This is a genomic window from Parasedimentitalea huanghaiensis, from assembly GCF_009753675.1.
GTDB lineage: Bacteria > Pseudomonadota > Alphaproteobacteria > Rhodobacterales > Rhodobacteraceae > Parasedimentitalea > Parasedimentitalea huanghaiensis.
On sequence record NZ_WQLV01000014.1, the window covers coordinates 92,475 to 105,991 of the forward strand.

Annotated in this window: 13 protein-coding genes; 8 read left to right on the forward strand and 5 right to left on the reverse strand. The window is 51.8% G+C overall.

What is annotated here, in order from left to right; translation table 11 throughout:
- Window positions 1–49: 49 nt before the first annotated feature.
- Window positions 50–1,204, reverse strand: coding sequence for an acetylornithine deacetylase (gene argE, locus GO984_RS18830; RefSeq protein WP_157024133.1), 1,155 nt, complete (start codon window positions 1,202–1,204; stop codon window positions 50–52).
- 786 nt (window positions 1,205–1,990) lie between these two features.
- On the opposite strand from argE, the gene GO984_RS18835 reads away from it, so the two are divergent.
- The 5 genes from GO984_RS18835 (at window position 1,991) to GO984_RS18855 (ending at window position 7,846) form a co-directional block, all read left to right on the forward strand.
- Complete coding sequence (locus GO984_RS18835; protein ID WP_157024134.1) at window positions 1,991–2,827, forward strand: flagellar motor protein MotB; 837 nt, start codon at window positions 1,991–1,993, stop codon at window positions 2,825–2,827.
- A gap of 116 nt (window positions 2,828–2,943) precedes the next feature.
- Window positions 2,944–4,245: a flagellar hook protein FlgE gene (locus tag GO984_RS18840; protein WP_157024135.1), complete on the forward strand. Its 1,302-nt coding sequence runs from the start codon at window positions 2,944–2,946 to the stop codon at window positions 4,243–4,245.
- A gap of 44 nt (window positions 4,246–4,289) precedes the next feature.
- Window positions 4,290–5,735, forward strand: a complete 1,446-nt coding sequence (gene flgK / locus GO984_RS18845; RefSeq protein ID WP_157024136.1) for a flagellar hook-associated protein FlgK — start codon at window positions 4,290–4,292, stop codon at window positions 5,733–5,735.
- Window positions 5,736–5,738: 3 nt separating this feature from the next.
- Window positions 5,739–6,743 carry a flagellin gene (locus GO984_RS18850; RefSeq protein ID WP_157024137.1) on the forward strand — a complete coding sequence of 335 codons (1,005 nt, stop codon included), beginning with the start codon at window positions 5,739–5,741 and terminating at the stop codon, window positions 6,741–6,743.
- Window positions 6,743–7,846 carry a flagellar basal body P-ring protein FlgI gene (locus GO984_RS18855; protein ID WP_157024138.1) on the forward strand — a complete coding sequence of 368 codons (1,104 nt, stop codon included), beginning with the start codon at window positions 6,743–6,745 and terminating at the stop codon, window positions 7,844–7,846. The genes GO984_RS18850 and GO984_RS18855 overlap by 1 nt, the downstream gene beginning before the upstream one ends.
- A gap of 652 nt (window positions 7,847–8,498) precedes the next feature.
- Here the strand turns inward: GO984_RS18855 and fliP are convergent.
- The 4 genes from fliP to fliF are packed head-to-tail and all read right to left on the reverse strand — an operon-like array spanning window position 8,499 to window position 11,785.
- Window positions 8,499–9,242, reverse strand: a complete 744-nt coding sequence (gene fliP, locus GO984_RS18860) for a flagellar type III secretion system pore protein FliP (protein WP_157024139.1) — start codon at window positions 9,240–9,242, stop codon at window positions 8,499–8,501.
- Window positions 9,239–9,535, reverse strand: a complete 297-nt coding sequence (locus GO984_RS18865) for a FliM/FliN family flagellar motor switch protein (protein WP_138162646.1) — start codon at window positions 9,533–9,535, stop codon at window positions 9,239–9,241. The genes fliP and GO984_RS18865 overlap by 4 nt, the downstream gene beginning before the upstream one ends.
- Window positions 9,528–10,124, reverse strand: coding sequence for an ABC transporter ATP-binding protein (locus tag GO984_RS18870; protein ID WP_157024140.1), 597 nt, complete (start codon window positions 10,122–10,124; stop codon window positions 9,528–9,530). Before GO984_RS18870 ends, GO984_RS18865 begins: the two co-directional genes overlap by 8 nt.
- Window positions 10,124–11,785, reverse strand: a complete 1,662-nt coding sequence (gene fliF, locus GO984_RS18875; RefSeq protein ID WP_167740417.1) for a flagellar basal-body MS-ring/collar protein FliF — start codon at window positions 11,783–11,785, stop codon at window positions 10,124–10,126. Before fliF ends, GO984_RS18870 begins: the two co-directional genes overlap by 1 nt.
- 119 nt (window positions 11,786–11,904) lie before the next feature.
- Between fliF and GO984_RS18880 the strand changes: the two genes are divergently transcribed.
- From GO984_RS18880 to GO984_RS18890, 3 genes are read left to right on the forward strand one after another with little or no spacing between them, the layout of a single operon-like run.
- Window positions 11,905–12,426, forward strand: a complete 522-nt coding sequence (locus GO984_RS18880) for a flagellar basal body-associated FliL family protein (RefSeq protein WP_157024142.1) — start codon at window positions 11,905–11,907, stop codon at window positions 12,424–12,426.
- Window positions 12,427–12,435: 9 nt separating this feature from the next.
- Entirely contained in the window at window positions 12,436–12,864 is a 429-nt protein-coding gene (locus tag GO984_RS18885) for a hypothetical protein (RefSeq protein WP_157024143.1), read from the forward strand.
- Window positions 12,864–13,475, forward strand: a complete 612-nt coding sequence (locus GO984_RS18890; protein ID WP_157024144.1) for a MotE family protein — start codon at window positions 12,864–12,866, stop codon at window positions 13,473–13,475. The genes GO984_RS18885 and GO984_RS18890 overlap by 1 nt, the downstream gene beginning before the upstream one ends.
- Window positions 13,476–13,517 lie beyond the last annotated feature (42 nt).

Consider the following 13,517-nt stretch of genomic DNA (forward strand, 5'->3'; position numbering starts at 1 on the left):
CATGGCTTGTGGGCGGCCTTCAAAAGCACATAGCCCCTCTACAGGGGGCTTAAACACATTGAGCGATCAAGTTTGACAGGAAGAGGCTACAGCTTTCCAACTCTGAAACTTTGATGAATTCGTCTGGCTTGTGGGCGCGGTCGATATTGCCGGGTCCAACAACCACAGTTGGAATGTGGACCTCTGCGAACAGCCCAGCTTCGGTGCCAAAGGCAACTTTCGAGTGGTTGTTTTTCTGGCTTAACGCCTTGGCGGTAGCAACAATGTCGGCATCCGGGCGGGTGTCCAGACCGGGTGTATCTGACAAGGTTTCAAAGTGAATACTACAATCCGGCTTCACTGCTTGCATCTGAGGTTCCAAAGTTTCTTTCGCAAAGGCCCGTACTTGCTCTACCAACTCTGCAGGATTGTCTGCAGAAATTGCTCGGACCTCGAAATCAATCTGGGTATGGTCGGGAACGATATTGACCATTGATCCGCCATGGCTCACGCCAACATGTGCCGTGGTGTGGGGGACGTCAAAATAGGGATCTCTTGCACCGTTCTTTTGCAGATCGCGCCCCAGATCAGAAATGAAGGTGGTGAGTCTGGCAGCGTATTCAACAGAATTGACCGCGGTAGGTGCCAGCGAGGAATGCGCTGTAAAACCCTTGATGACAACACGTTCAGCTCGTTTAGCTTTGTGACCAATAATTACACTCATATCGGTAGGCTCGCCTACAAAGCACCCTTTGGGTAAGGCCTCCCACTGTGCGATGTCCGCAATAGCAGTTCGAACACCGATGCAGCCCACTTCTTCATCATGGGACAATACAATATGTAAAGGGGTCGCCAGAGGTTTGGCAGTCATTTCAGGTACAGCGGCAAGTACGCAGGCGACATAGCCTTTCATATCTGATGCACCACGTCCCAGAACCATACCGTCGCGGATTTCGCCTCCAAAAGGGTCGAAACTCCAGTCCTGATCGTCGACTGGAACCACATCGACGTGGCCGGACAGGATGTAGCCGGGCACAGTTGGGTCACCAATTGTTGCAATCAGATTAGCTTTTTTGCCGGTATCGTCGTAGATTCGCCGTGCCTTCACTCCGAAAATTTCAAGATAGGTTTCAACCCAATCCAGCAGCTCTAGGTTGGAACGATGGCTGACCGTGTCGAACTGGATTAGTTGCGACAGAATATCGGCGGCGGATAGTTTGGACATTCAAATAGCCTCGGAAAATTGATCGTCAGGAGTGGTGAATTTAATGTGCCGCATGACATTGCGGGTCTGCGTTGATGGCGGGCGGTCGGCTGGCAGAACAAAGCTGGTGCGATAGTGTCCCGATTGGCCGTGTCGTGACCTTCGGGCCCGACACAGACCATCTTGGATTTCCTCCATAGGACCAACTTTACCCCTGATTGTTGGATCATAGCGAGGGTGAGGCCAAGGTCGTGTCGTAACTCCTATACGCCAGCGACGATCTGTTCCATTAGTTAAATCCGCACGCAAAGCTTCCTACTCTCGAATAAATGTGCCGATTCTCACGCATGACCGCAATGTCTTCTTTTTTGGATCCTAGCAGAGCAGGATGCCGTGACATTGAGTTATAACTATCGCGCATATCATTTTTGTTTGTGATAACAAATTCGGATCTTCTCTTACAAGATTGGAGCCTGATACCTGGGGTGGTAGCATGTAAATCAATCCTCAGCCAAAGGCAGAAAATTTGGTAACACTGATGGCAGATATTGGCGGGGTTACCTTCTTTCAAACCTAGGCCGTGCTGAAAAGACTGTCTCTTGCTAGGGTAAGGTTTTGGTGTTTGGCGTCGCCGACTTGATCAGAGGTCGCCGTGTAAAGAATTCGGTATGAGAACTGCTCTATATCTGCTTTGCGGCTCTGAAAACTCCGTTTCTAAACCTTAACTGCCGGCAAATTTATCTGTTAAGGCATGTTTAAGACCCTCACTGCTATGCCGAATATGGGTGAATAAAAAGGTGGTGGATTATGAGCGCACAAAACAGTGTGGCGCCCATTATCATCAAGAAGAAAAAAGTCATTAGTGGCGGTGGCCACCACGGTGGTGCATGGAAAGTAGCTTATGCTGACTTTGTGACCGCGATGATGGCCTTCTTCATGTTGATGTGGCTCCTAAGTGCAACAACGGAAAAGCAGCGTAAAGGTCTTGCAGACTATTTCTCGCCGTCTATTCCAATTAGCCGAGTTTCTGGTGGTGGCAACGGCGCCTTCAGTGGTGACAGCATGTTCTCAGAGGACGTGATGCCGCAGACTGGAACTGGCGCATCAAATGCGAATCCGGTTGACGCGCAGCAGGCGCGTGGAGAAAGCGGCTTGGATGCGAGTGCCGAGGAGAAGGCCGAGACCGCAGAATTCAAGTCAATCGAAGAAGCCCTTCAAGGGCGCGGCGGCGAGAGCATGGTCAGCGTTGAAATGGCTCGCCACATCGTGACGCGTGTCACTGACGAAGGCCTGATCATCGAAATGTTCGCAACCGAAGACGCCCCACTATTCGAAGAGGGCAGGGATACACCGACGCAGTTGTTTCGCGACTTGATGCGGATGGTGGCACGGGTGACTGGGGTTGTAAGTAACGATATCGCCATTGGAGGACATATACGGTCACATCCTGTTGTCCTGGCCGACAATCCAGTTTGGGAATTGTCGAGTTCCAGAGCTGATGTAACGCGCAGGCTTCTCGAATCGGGTGGCATGAGATCTGCCAGAATTGACCGAGTAACAGGTCATGCTGACCGCAAACTGTCGTCGCTAAACCCGATGTCTGAGCGAAATAACCGCATCGAAATAATACTTTTACGCAAGTAAAACAAAGAAACCACGGCTAACAGATAGATCGAATTTTATCTGTTAGCCGCCCGTTAATGGGCATTGCGTTACCTGTTGCTTCAAGAATGATCTGATGCAGCAGAAAGGCGTATCTTATGACTTTATCATCTTCGCTGAACGCTGGCGTAGCCGGACTTTCGGCGAATGCCAGCAGATTGGCCTCAATTTCCGATAACATCGCAAACTCGTCGACCGCAGGTTACAAGCGGGTACAGACTGATTTTCACTCTATGGTGATTTCATCAAGTGGCGGCAACTATACCGCAGGCGGCGTACGGGCGACGACCACCCGTTTGATTGATGAACGTGGTTCTCTGATTTCAACGACTAATCCAACAGATCTTGCTGTGCGTGGTCGAGGTATGTTGCCGGTTGCTTCAGTTACTGAGGTTGGCGCGAGTACTGCTGAACCAAATATGATGCTAACTACAACGGGTTCATTCCGAACGAATTCAGAAGGGATGTTAACAACCGAAAGTGGGTTGGTGTTGCTTGGCTGGCCTGCCAATGCCGACGGATCTATCCCATCTTTTCCACGCGGGACCTCTTCTGGCTTGGAGCCAGTTCAGTTCAATGTGACACAGTTGACGGGTGAGCCTACTACGTCGGTTGATCTGGGGATAAATCTGCCGGCCGCCTCAACTATCTCTGGCGCTGCTGGTGATGTGGAAAACCTGCCGATTGAGTATTACGATAATCTCGGGAACACTGAGAATATCGAGATCGCGTTCACGCCAACAGTACCTGGAGCAGGCGCGTCCAATGAGTGGACGATGGTCATTACGGATTCTGCATCGGGTGGCGCAGTCATTGGCGAATATGTCATGACATTTACAGACAGCCAGACCGCAGGCGGCGCATTAGCCACGGTTACCACGACGTCAGGTGGCGCATATGATTCCTCCACCGGCTCTGCGATTGTGAATGTCGCTGGCGGCCCAATGGAGATCAATATCGGTGAAATCGGTAGTAGCGCTGGTATTACCCAATTGGCGAACCAGTTTAACACAGCTGGTGTTACAAAGGATGGATCACCTGTTGGGACATTTACTGGTGTAGAAGTTGGGGCCGACGGTCTCGTCCACGCCAGCTATGATAATGGCGCTTCTCGTGTCGTTTATCAGGTGCCGCTAGTCGACATGGCGAATCCTAATGGTATGATTTCGTTAGATTCTCAGACCTACATGCCGTCAAATGATAGTGGCGCCTACTACTTGTGGGATGCAGGGGATGGCCCAACCGGCGAGGTTCGCGGGTACGCCCGTGAGGAATCCAAAACCGATGTAGCCACAGAACTGACCAATATGATCCAGACACAGCGGGCATATTCGTCAAGCGCGAAGATCGTTCAAACCGTGGATGAGATGTTGCAGGAAACAACCAACATCAAGCGCTAATCACGCTGAAATCTAACGATCCGGACACATAGAAAAGGCAGAACATGTCAATTACCACAGCACTCAGCACCGCGATGACCGGTTTGACTGCTGCCGGCCGCGCGTCGTCGGTGGTATCAGAAAACATAGCAAACTCGCTGACTCCAGGTTACGCTCAACGTAGCCTGGTCCTCTCGAGTGGTGCTGCTACACCGGGTGTCCGGGTCGAAGGAATACAGCGCAATGTCGATCCCGCAGTTCAAGCTGGTCGGCGCGTTGCCGAAGCTGAACACGACAATATCAAGGCCCAGGCTGATTTCTATACTCGGTTATCAGGGCTTGTAGGGTCAGTAGATGATCCGTTTTCGATAACTTCGCGGCTTTCCAATTTTGACGGTAGCTTGATTGAAGCAATCTCGCGTCCCGATTCAATGCCGCGCCTAAATGATCTATCTTTACAGGCGGAGGCTTTGGCCGACACCATTTCAACTGCGGCTGAAGGTCTGCGCGACCTGAGGACCACTGCAGAGCGGACAATTGATGCACAGGTCGATACCGTCAATCAGGCTCTGAAGGATGTACAGAAACTGAATGCTCGAATCATGGTTTCTCAAGCCGGTGGGATGAGCACAGCCGCAATGTTGGATCAGCGGGGCCAATTGATAGATCAAATCAATCAAATCATCCCAGTGAACGTCGTCCAACGGGACAACGGTCAGGTGGCGTTGTTCTCCCAAGGTGGCGCAATCCTCCTGGACGGAAACCCAGCTGAACTGAGCTTTGATGGCAAGCCTGATACAATGCCGCACATGACACAGGCAAATGGATTGCTGTCTGGTCTTGAGATCAACGGTATCGCGGTTGAAACAGATCCTGGCGGGCCATTGCGTGGCGGCTCGCTGGCTGCGCAGTTTGAGCTTAGGGACGAGATTTCGGTTGAAGCACAGGAAGATCTGGACGCGATGGCGCGTGACCTTATCGAGCGGTTCCAAGATCCAGCAGTGGATGCCACGCTAGGTGCCACAGACCCGGGATTGTTCACAGATAGTGGCGCATTCTTCGACCCAGTAAATGTCATTGGTATATCTAACCGTATAGTATTGAACGAAAAGGTGTCCATGGATGGCGATTCCGAAACTTGGCGGCTTCGGGACGGTTTGAATGCTGCCGCGCCAGGAAATGCTGGTGACGCTCGACTGTTGCAGAGCTACACAGCAGCACTGGATGCAACACGTTCGGTCACATCCCCTGGTTTAGGAACGACAACCCTGAACGCCTCTACATTAAGCGCCAATCTTCTGTCGCATTTTAGCCAAAACACCAACGCGGCTGACCAGGCACTCAGCTTTGCTTCGGCCAGCTTCAGTGAAATGAGCCAAATGGAATTGGCACAGGGCGTGGATACCGACGCAGAGCTTCAAAACCTCATGTTGATTGAGCAGGCCTTTGCCGCCAATGCTAAGATGATGACGGTTGTTGATGAGCTCATGGACACACTTCTAAGGATATAATAGATGAATATCACATCTCTTGGAGACATGGCGCATAACGTGTTTCTGCGCAACCGAACTGCAGAACTGAAAGAGAATCTGGGCACGCTGACGCAAGAGCTCAGCACGGGAAAGGCTTCCGACCTCAACCAGCGCCTCGGGGGGGATTTCACTTACCTGTCTGACATTGAGCGTAATCTTTCACGCCTTGAATCTTACAAAATTTCAGCTACTGAATCTTCGTTGTTTGCTTCTTCGGCGCAGAGTTTCATCGCAAAGATTGACACAAATGCTGGGGCGCTTAGTAACGATATCCTTGCCACGACTGGTGCCACGAATGACAACACCACAAATCTGTTGTCGGGGCAGTCACGCCTGTATCTCGAAGAATCGATTCGGGCTCTCAATGGTCAGGCTGCTGGACGCAGCCTATTTGCCGGCACTGCAACAAGTGACGTTCCCTTGGCTGATGTTGATACGCTGATGTCAAATCTGGTAACCGAGGTTTCAGGCCTTACCACAGCTGCGGACATCATCACAGAAGTGAAAGCTTGGTTTGCTGATCCAACCGGCTTTGATGCCATCATGTATCAGGGTTCAACGACATCGATGTCGTCAGTAAATGTTGGCCCAAATGAGCAGGTTGATATTTCGCTTCGCGCTGACGATGACGATTTCAAGCAAGCGATGCAAAGCTTCGCAATCGGTGCACTGGCGACAGAGCCCGGCTTGGTTCTAACAGTTGGAGTTAAAGGCGACCTGCTGGCTGGTACCGGTACGGAGCTGCTTGAAACCCGCAATCGACTTACCAATGTACAGGCCGATCTAGGCTTCACAGAATCTAGAATTGAGGAGGCGGCAATTCGGAATGCCGCTGCGATGACCAGCCTGAGCCTGACACTGAATGAATTGACACAAGCCGACCCATTCGAAACTGCAACACGTTTGGAAGAAACCCAATTCCAACTCGAGGCACTGTACTCGGTGACCGCACGTTCGTCCCAACTGTCCCTACTGAGGTACATGTAATGATCACGTATATTCGTATTTTGTTGGCTTGCCTGATGCTGCCTACGATGCTGCAGGCTTCGGCAATCCGCCTTAAAGATCTGGTGGAGTTTGATGGTGTCCGTGGGAATGATCTGGTTGGCTACGGTTTGGTGGTGGGATTGAATGGCACCGGCGACGGGCTGCGCAATTCTCCTTTCACCGAAGAAATCATGTCAAACATTCTGGAACGTCTGGGCGTTAACGTTACAGGCGAACAGTTCCGACCCAAAAATGTAGCCGCGGTGTTTGTAACGGCTAGTTTGCCCCCATTTGCCCGAGTGGGTGGGCAAATCGACGTCACAGTTTCAGCCATCGGTGACTCTAAGAGCCTGCTAGGCGGTACGCTGGTTATGACGCCTCTTAATGCTGCGGACGGGCAGATATATGCCGTTGCCCAGGGTACAATTTTGGCAGGTGGTGCCGTCGCCGAGGGTGATGGCGCTTCGGTTACTCAAGGTGTGCCGACATCCGGTGGTATTCCGTCGGGTGCCCGTGTGGAACGAGAAATCGAATTTGATTTGGCATCTTTGTCCACAATGAGGCTGGCCCTGCGAGAGCCAGATTTTACCACTGCAGGCCGGATTGAGCAGGCCATAAATCGCGAATTTAACTCAAATGTAGCTCTGATGCGCGATTCTGGCACTGTCGAAATAGATATCGCTGGTACCCGGGCCCGCTCCACCGCACATGCAGTGGGTCGGATTGAAAATATTCTGGTCGAACCAGAGCGCAAGGCGCGGGTGGTTGTTGATCAGAGGTCGGGTACAATTGTGATGGGCAATGATGTCCGGATTTCCCGAGTTGCAGTTGCGCAGGGGAATTTGACGCTGAGGATCGAGGAAGCACCACTAGTGGTACAACCCAACCCATTCTCGGATGGTGAAACCGTCGTGGTACCGCGTACTGGGGTCGCAATCGACGAAGAAGAAGGTATTCAATTGGCTGAGGTCCCAGAAACTACCTCGCTTTCCGAAGTCGTGGCGGGCCTGAATGCACTAGGCGTCTCGCCTCGCGACATGATTGATATTCTCAAAAGTTTAAAAGCTGCTGGGGCGTTGCACGCTGAGTTTGTTGTCCGCTGACGCAAACACGGAATAACAACATTCAAACCCGGCCCAAAATTCAAGGGCCGGGTTTTTGAATCCAGGAAGTTGATGTTCGTGGGAATTAGGACAGGCTTCCGGTGTTCTGCTTGGCTTTTAGTCTGGTTCGTTCGCAGCGTGCACGCAATTTAGACTCTTTCAGATAGATGACAGGGGTGAAGCCCAAAGTCGCCGCATTTCGTGGAGAGTTTGGCAACTCAGTTTAGATTGAATAGCCGCCCGTTTCTAAGAGGGGACAGTCCTAGAAATTAGGCGGTCAAATTAGTTTCCGGAATGATGCTGCTGTTGGTGACACGACTTAGATGATCAATGTTGTCAGCCCATCTGGAAGATCGGCAATGTGCTGGTTTTCATTTATAAAACCTGGCACGTCGTAGGATCATCTTTGAATCGCGCTTTTCGAGGCTAGACGGGTCTATTAGTGAGGGTGAGAGTTCATCCAGAGATCGCTGCTTCAGTCAAAGCTTATCACGTGTTTCGCTACCATTGGACGTCTTGGTGGGGCGTGGATTGCATAAGAAATCACGCCAGAGATGGTTTTTCCATCTAATTGTTAGATGGGACCTGACGTAAACAGGCCTCCGGGTGGAGATCCAACCAGAGGCCTTTACGGTAGATAGGTTGATCTATTTCAGGGGTAATAACTGCGAACCAGCGCACTGGCGATTAGGCTCCAACCATCAGCAACTACAAAGAAGGCCAGTTTGAAGGGCAGGGAAACCACGGCGGGTGGAACCATCATCATCCCCATCGACATCAAGATTGCGGCCACGACAAGGTCGATGATCAAAAATGGCAAGAAGACCAAAAATCCTATCTGAAAAGCTCGGGAGATCTCGGACAGCAGAAAGCTGGGAATCAGGACCGAAAGTGGCGCGTCTGGGGTTGGGTCGATCCCTTGCAAGCCAGGCCGCAGATCTGACATTGCATAGAACGTATCTGGATCTAGTCGGGCAGCCATAAAGGCGCGAAATGGCTCCAGGGCGCGGGTCATAGCCGCCTCAACACCCAACTCCTCTTCGATCAAAGGGCCAATGCCGTGAGTCCAAGCGTCTGTAAACACGGGTTCCATCACAAAGTAAGTCAAAAACAGTGCCAGGCTGATGATAAGCATATTGGGCGGAGCTTGCTGCATGCCAATGCCTTGCCGAACAATCGACAACACCGTTACTAGAAATGGGAAACACGTGATCATGATAGCTAGGCCAGGAGCCAAACTAAGCACGGTAAGTAATAAAATTAGCTGTATTGAACGGGCGGAAATTGATCCGTTGTCAGCCAAAGACAGGTTCAGCTCTTGAGCCTGCGCAATCTGTGGCATCGCCAGCAGCGTCAAAGCTGCCAGCGTAACAATTAAAAAGGACTTTTGCGTCATCCCAACCCGCTCTGCAGATCTGCAATTTCCGTGAGACGAACCGCCAGCTGCCCGGCCTGATCGCCTTCCATCTCTTCCAGTTGGCCGCGGGCAACCAGACGGTCGCCAACATAGAGGTCAACAGGGTCTTCCACTCGTTTGTCCAGCGTCAGAACAGCATTTTCACCTAGATTAACCAAATCGCGAATAAGTGGTCGGGCCTTTCCAACGGAAACAACCACCTCGACGGGAACCGAATTGAACGGATTGCCGGTGTCAGAAGTTTTTGTCTTGAGATCGGAGTTGTCATCCATAGTTGGCGTCCTCTTTGACTTGATAGGAGAAGGCATCGACTGAATCACGGATCGAGTCGAGCAATGCTGCACTGTTTATTTCTCGTTCAAGATTGCCAACGCGCAGGTAGGCCTGGCCCGGCGCGAGGTCTGCTGATTCGCGCACTTTTACCTCGACGGAGAAGCTCTGATTCAGCGCTGACCGTACCCCTGCAGCTTCACCTGCAGCTACGGAAATCACCAGTGGTTGAGTGGTTTGGCCCTTTGCCATATCTGTCAGTTGATCAACAATGTGATGACCAAAACTAGCTGCCATAGCGTCAGGCAAAATAGCGCTGGTCAGCACCTTGAGCATCGGATCAAGCGATTCGATCAATTGGCTCTGAGCTTCGTGAAAAGTAAAACTCATGTCTTCGAGTGAATTCGCCAGTGTGGCTGATATCTTGGTGGTTTCACTGTCCTGGGCACCGACCGCGTCGTCCCAGCCTGCTGTGTAACCATTCTCAAACGAGACCAGCTTTTCTTCTTCCAAAAGTTCATCCGAAACCGTCTGTACCGGTTGAACTTTGCCAGCATTTCCAAAATCTTCTAATAGGTGAGCAATAGTCATCAAGCTTTCTCCTCGCTCTCTTCAAGCCAGCCGCGTAGAATTTCGACAGTTTCTTCTTGGCGATCACCAATCATGGCGCGTAAGCGGTCGACGGGATCTTCTGAACCGCCTCCCAATGCAGGTAGTCCACCCATGCCACCCATGTCACCGATACCACCCATGCCGCCCATGGCGTCGAACTGGCTAGGCGCACCGTCATCGATCTCACCTGTTAGTGCCATGCCCATGCCCATACCCATGTCAGGGTTGCTCATCATGTCTCCACCACCAAGTTGTGGCAGATCAGCCAGAGGCTCTGGACCTTCCAATGCCCCTTGTGGCGCTTTGTTGGACAGGATTGGCTTGAGAACGAACAGCCCCAAGATCAGACTAACAAATGCCAGTGCAGCAATCTGGATTAAGGACATGGCATCAAGATAGATATTGTCCAACATAGATGTGGATACGACTGTGCCCTGAGGTTCGATTGTCGGTAGTTCCATTGATCTTAGTGTAATGACGTCACCACGTTCAGCGTCAAAACCGATGGCTGCTGCGATCAATTCCTGCATAGACGCCAGTTCTTCTTCAGGGCGAGGTGTAAATTCGGTAACACCAGCCTCGTTGGTGGCGTTGAGCCCGTTTACCAGCACGGCCACGGTCAATCGTTTAATTGCGCCAGGGCCACGCGTGATTTGGAGCTCAGTTTCCGAGATTTCATAATTGATTCGTTCGCGAGTTAAGCTGGTGTTGGCTTTGGAACCATCACCGGAAGCAGCGTCACCATCAGGTATGTTGGAAGCCACTGTAACTTCGCCGGATTGATTGCTCGAAGAATCGGCACGCTCTTCTACGTCCGTACTTATAGCTATGCGACTTTCCGGGTCGACGCGCTTTTCCCGAATGGATTCGGTATCAGTGACGATATCAACACTGACCTCGACCACTGCGTTACCCTGTCCAACGCGAGCCTCTACCAAGCGAATGACCCGGTCGCGAATCGTTTGCGATCGATCGTCAGAACCCGTGCCTGTAGCTGCCGCCGTTTCTGGTGTTCCGATCAGCGAGCCATTGGCATCTATTACCGCGACATTTTCAACAGAAAGGCCAGTCACCGCCGAAGCGACTAGAAAGCGAACTGCGTTGGCCTGGGCCGGGGATATCGGGGATCCCATCGGAACAAGCGAAACCGAAGCAGTTGGCTCGACACTACGTTGGAAGGGGTTTGAGCCGGTGTTGGCGATATGCACCCGCGCCTGCGTAACATATGGGCTGGCAACAATTGTGCGGGCTAGCTCACCTTCTTTAGCACGCCAATACGCAGCATCGAACATTTGAGACGTGGTGCCAAACCCGCTGAGCGAATCAAGCAGTTCATAGCCACGGTTCCCATTTGCCGGCAAACCTTCGCTGGCAAGCGTCATACGCAGCTCGTCGCGTTGTTCGACCGGGACATAAATCGACCCGCCTCGTACTTCATAAGGAGTACCGCGCTGTTCCAGCGACTGTACCACTTGACCTGCCGAGCTGCTGTCCAGCCCGGCATAGAGTAATTTCATCGTGGGCGTATTCGCCACACGGGACATTGCAAGCACGCTGAGAATCATGATGACCGTGGAACCCACGATGATCAGACGCTTGCGCGTATCCAAACCTGCCCAGACATTCTTGATCTGCTGCACTTTAACCTCCGTCGAACCGACATTCTGCTCGGCTTGCAACCGTTTTGAATGATTGGCCTTAACATTCGGTTAGCCACTCTGAGGTTATGAAGAGTTTGTTCGACGTTTTAGGAATTGTCATGACAGACGCTACAGCAGATCTAGAAGAAGCACCGGCCAAGCCGAGTAAGATGCCCCTGATCATTGGAGTTGTGCTGGCTATTGCTGGTGGTGGTGGCGGTTTTTACGCTGTTCAATCGGGATTGCTTCCGCTTGGTAAAACAGCTGATCCGCAAACGACTCATGCGGTAGAATCAGCACCAGCCGGGGTGGATAGTGGTGAGACGGCGGAAGATATCGCCAATCTGGCCTTTATCGAAATGGACCCAATTGTGATTACGCTGCGTAAGGCAAGCGGACTAAAGCATTTGAGGTTTCGGGCACAGTTGGAAGTTGACGTGGCTCACCAAGCCGAAGTCGAAAAGATTCTTCCGCGCGTTGTCGATGTACTAAACAGCTATCTTAGAGCGTTGGAAATAGCGGATCTGGCAGATCCGATGGCTTTACCGAAACTGCGAGCGCAGATGCTACGGCGGATCAACATTGCTACTGGACAGGGGCGTGTTCGAGATCTGCTGATAATGGACTTCGTATTGAACTAGGAGGACAGGATGGAAATGATTGCAGATATCCTGCTTGTTGCGGGCGCCCTCGGGGCTGGTTTTTATTGTTTTGTGTTGGCACGCCGACTTAATCGCTTCAACGATCTCGAAAAGGGTGTCGGCGGAGCGGTTGCAGTGTTGTCTGCCCAAGTTGATGATCTCAATAAATCGTTGGTGGCAGCTCGCGCAACGTCCGATGGGTCGAGCAAAGCGTTGGGTGAGCTAACTGCTCGTGCCGAATCGGTTGCTCAGCGATTGGAGCTGACAATGGCGTCGATGCATGACTTGCCAGCAGCCTCAACTGTTGCCCGGCCAAGTGAGGAGAGCGATGCCCTGGCTACAGCTCTAAAATCAGAATCAGCACCAGAAGAAGCTGAGAAACAATCTGCAGGTTTGATGTTTGTACGTCATAACCGCAATCAAAGTCGGGTTGCCTGATGTCTAATACTCTTAAACCCAAAAATAGCCGCCGGACACGAGTTGGTACTTTGTTTATGTTGGCGGTGCTGTTGATTGGTTCTGCTGCTCTGCGATTGGGGTTTGAGGCTGGACCAGCGATTGCACGTGAAGTGGCGAGCCTTCCAGAGGCTGACCTGCCTTCAGGTGACGAAGTCGTGCAGCACGAATCAGGGCCGTCTTCGGTAGAATTCCAGCACATGCTCGCGGCATTTCAGCAAAGAGAAGAGGCTTTGGCTGCACGTGAGGCTGAGATCGAGGACCGGGTCAAAGCGATGGAGCTAGCCGATCAAGCTATCACTCTCAAACTTGCTGCTCTAGAGGCCGCAGAGGTGAAGCTAGAAGAGACACTTGCCTTGGCTGACGGTGCGACCGAAAACGATTTGTTCCGCCTGACTGCCGTTTATGAGCAGATGAAGCCAAAACAAGCGGCGCCACTATTTGAGGAAATGGACCCTGGGTTTGCCGCGGGCTTCCTGGCTCGAATGAAGCCCGAGGCTGCAGCCGGTATCATGGCCGGTCTTAGCCCGCAGGTGGCCTATACCATCAGCGTAGTGCTGGCTGGGCGAAATGGTTCTGTACCAAAAGAGTAAAACCTACTCCGAAGCTTAGGAATTTTTAAGAAGACTCACCTA

Bases quoted from the DNA above. Each gene is read 5' to 3' on its own strand.
- argE (WP_157024133.1), bottom strand. From the start codon at position 1,204: ATGTCCAAACTATCCGCCGCCGATATTCTGTCGCAACTAATCCAGTTC.
- GO984_RS18835 (WP_157024134.1), top strand. From the start codon at position 1,991: ATGAGCGCACAAAACAGTGTGGCGCCCATTATCATCAAGAAGAAAAAA.
- GO984_RS18840 (WP_157024135.1), top strand. From the start codon at position 2,944: ATGACTTTATCATCTTCGCTGAACGCTGGCGTAGCCGGACTTTCGGCG.
- flgK (WP_157024136.1), top strand. From the start codon at position 4,290: ATGTCAATTACCACAGCACTCAGCACCGCGATGACCGGTTTGACTGCT.
- GO984_RS18850 (WP_157024137.1), top strand. From the start codon at position 5,739: ATGAATATCACATCTCTTGGAGACATGGCGCATAACGTGTTTCTGCGC.
- GO984_RS18855 (WP_157024138.1), top strand. From the start codon at position 6,743: ATGATCACGTATATTCGTATTTTGTTGGCTTGCCTGATGCTGCCTACG.
- fliP (WP_157024139.1), bottom strand. From the start codon at position 9,242: ATGACGCAAAAGTCCTTTTTAATTGTTACGCTGGCAGCTTTGACGCTG.
- GO984_RS18865 (WP_138162646.1), bottom strand. From the start codon at position 9,535: ATGGATGACAACTCCGATCTCAAGACAAAAACTTCTGACACCGGCAAT.
- GO984_RS18870 (WP_157024140.1), bottom strand. From the start codon at position 10,124: ATGACTATTGCTCACCTATTAGAAGATTTTGGAAATGCTGGCAAAGTT.
- GO984_RS18880 (WP_157024142.1), top strand. From the start codon at position 11,905: ATGACAGACGCTACAGCAGATCTAGAAGAAGCACCGGCCAAGCCGAGT.
- GO984_RS18885 (WP_157024143.1), top strand. From the start codon at position 12,436: ATGGAAATGATTGCAGATATCCTGCTTGTTGCGGGCGCCCTCGGGGCT.
- GO984_RS18890 (WP_157024144.1), top strand. From the start codon at position 12,864: ATGTCTAATACTCTTAAACCCAAAAATAGCCGCCGGACACGAGTTGGT.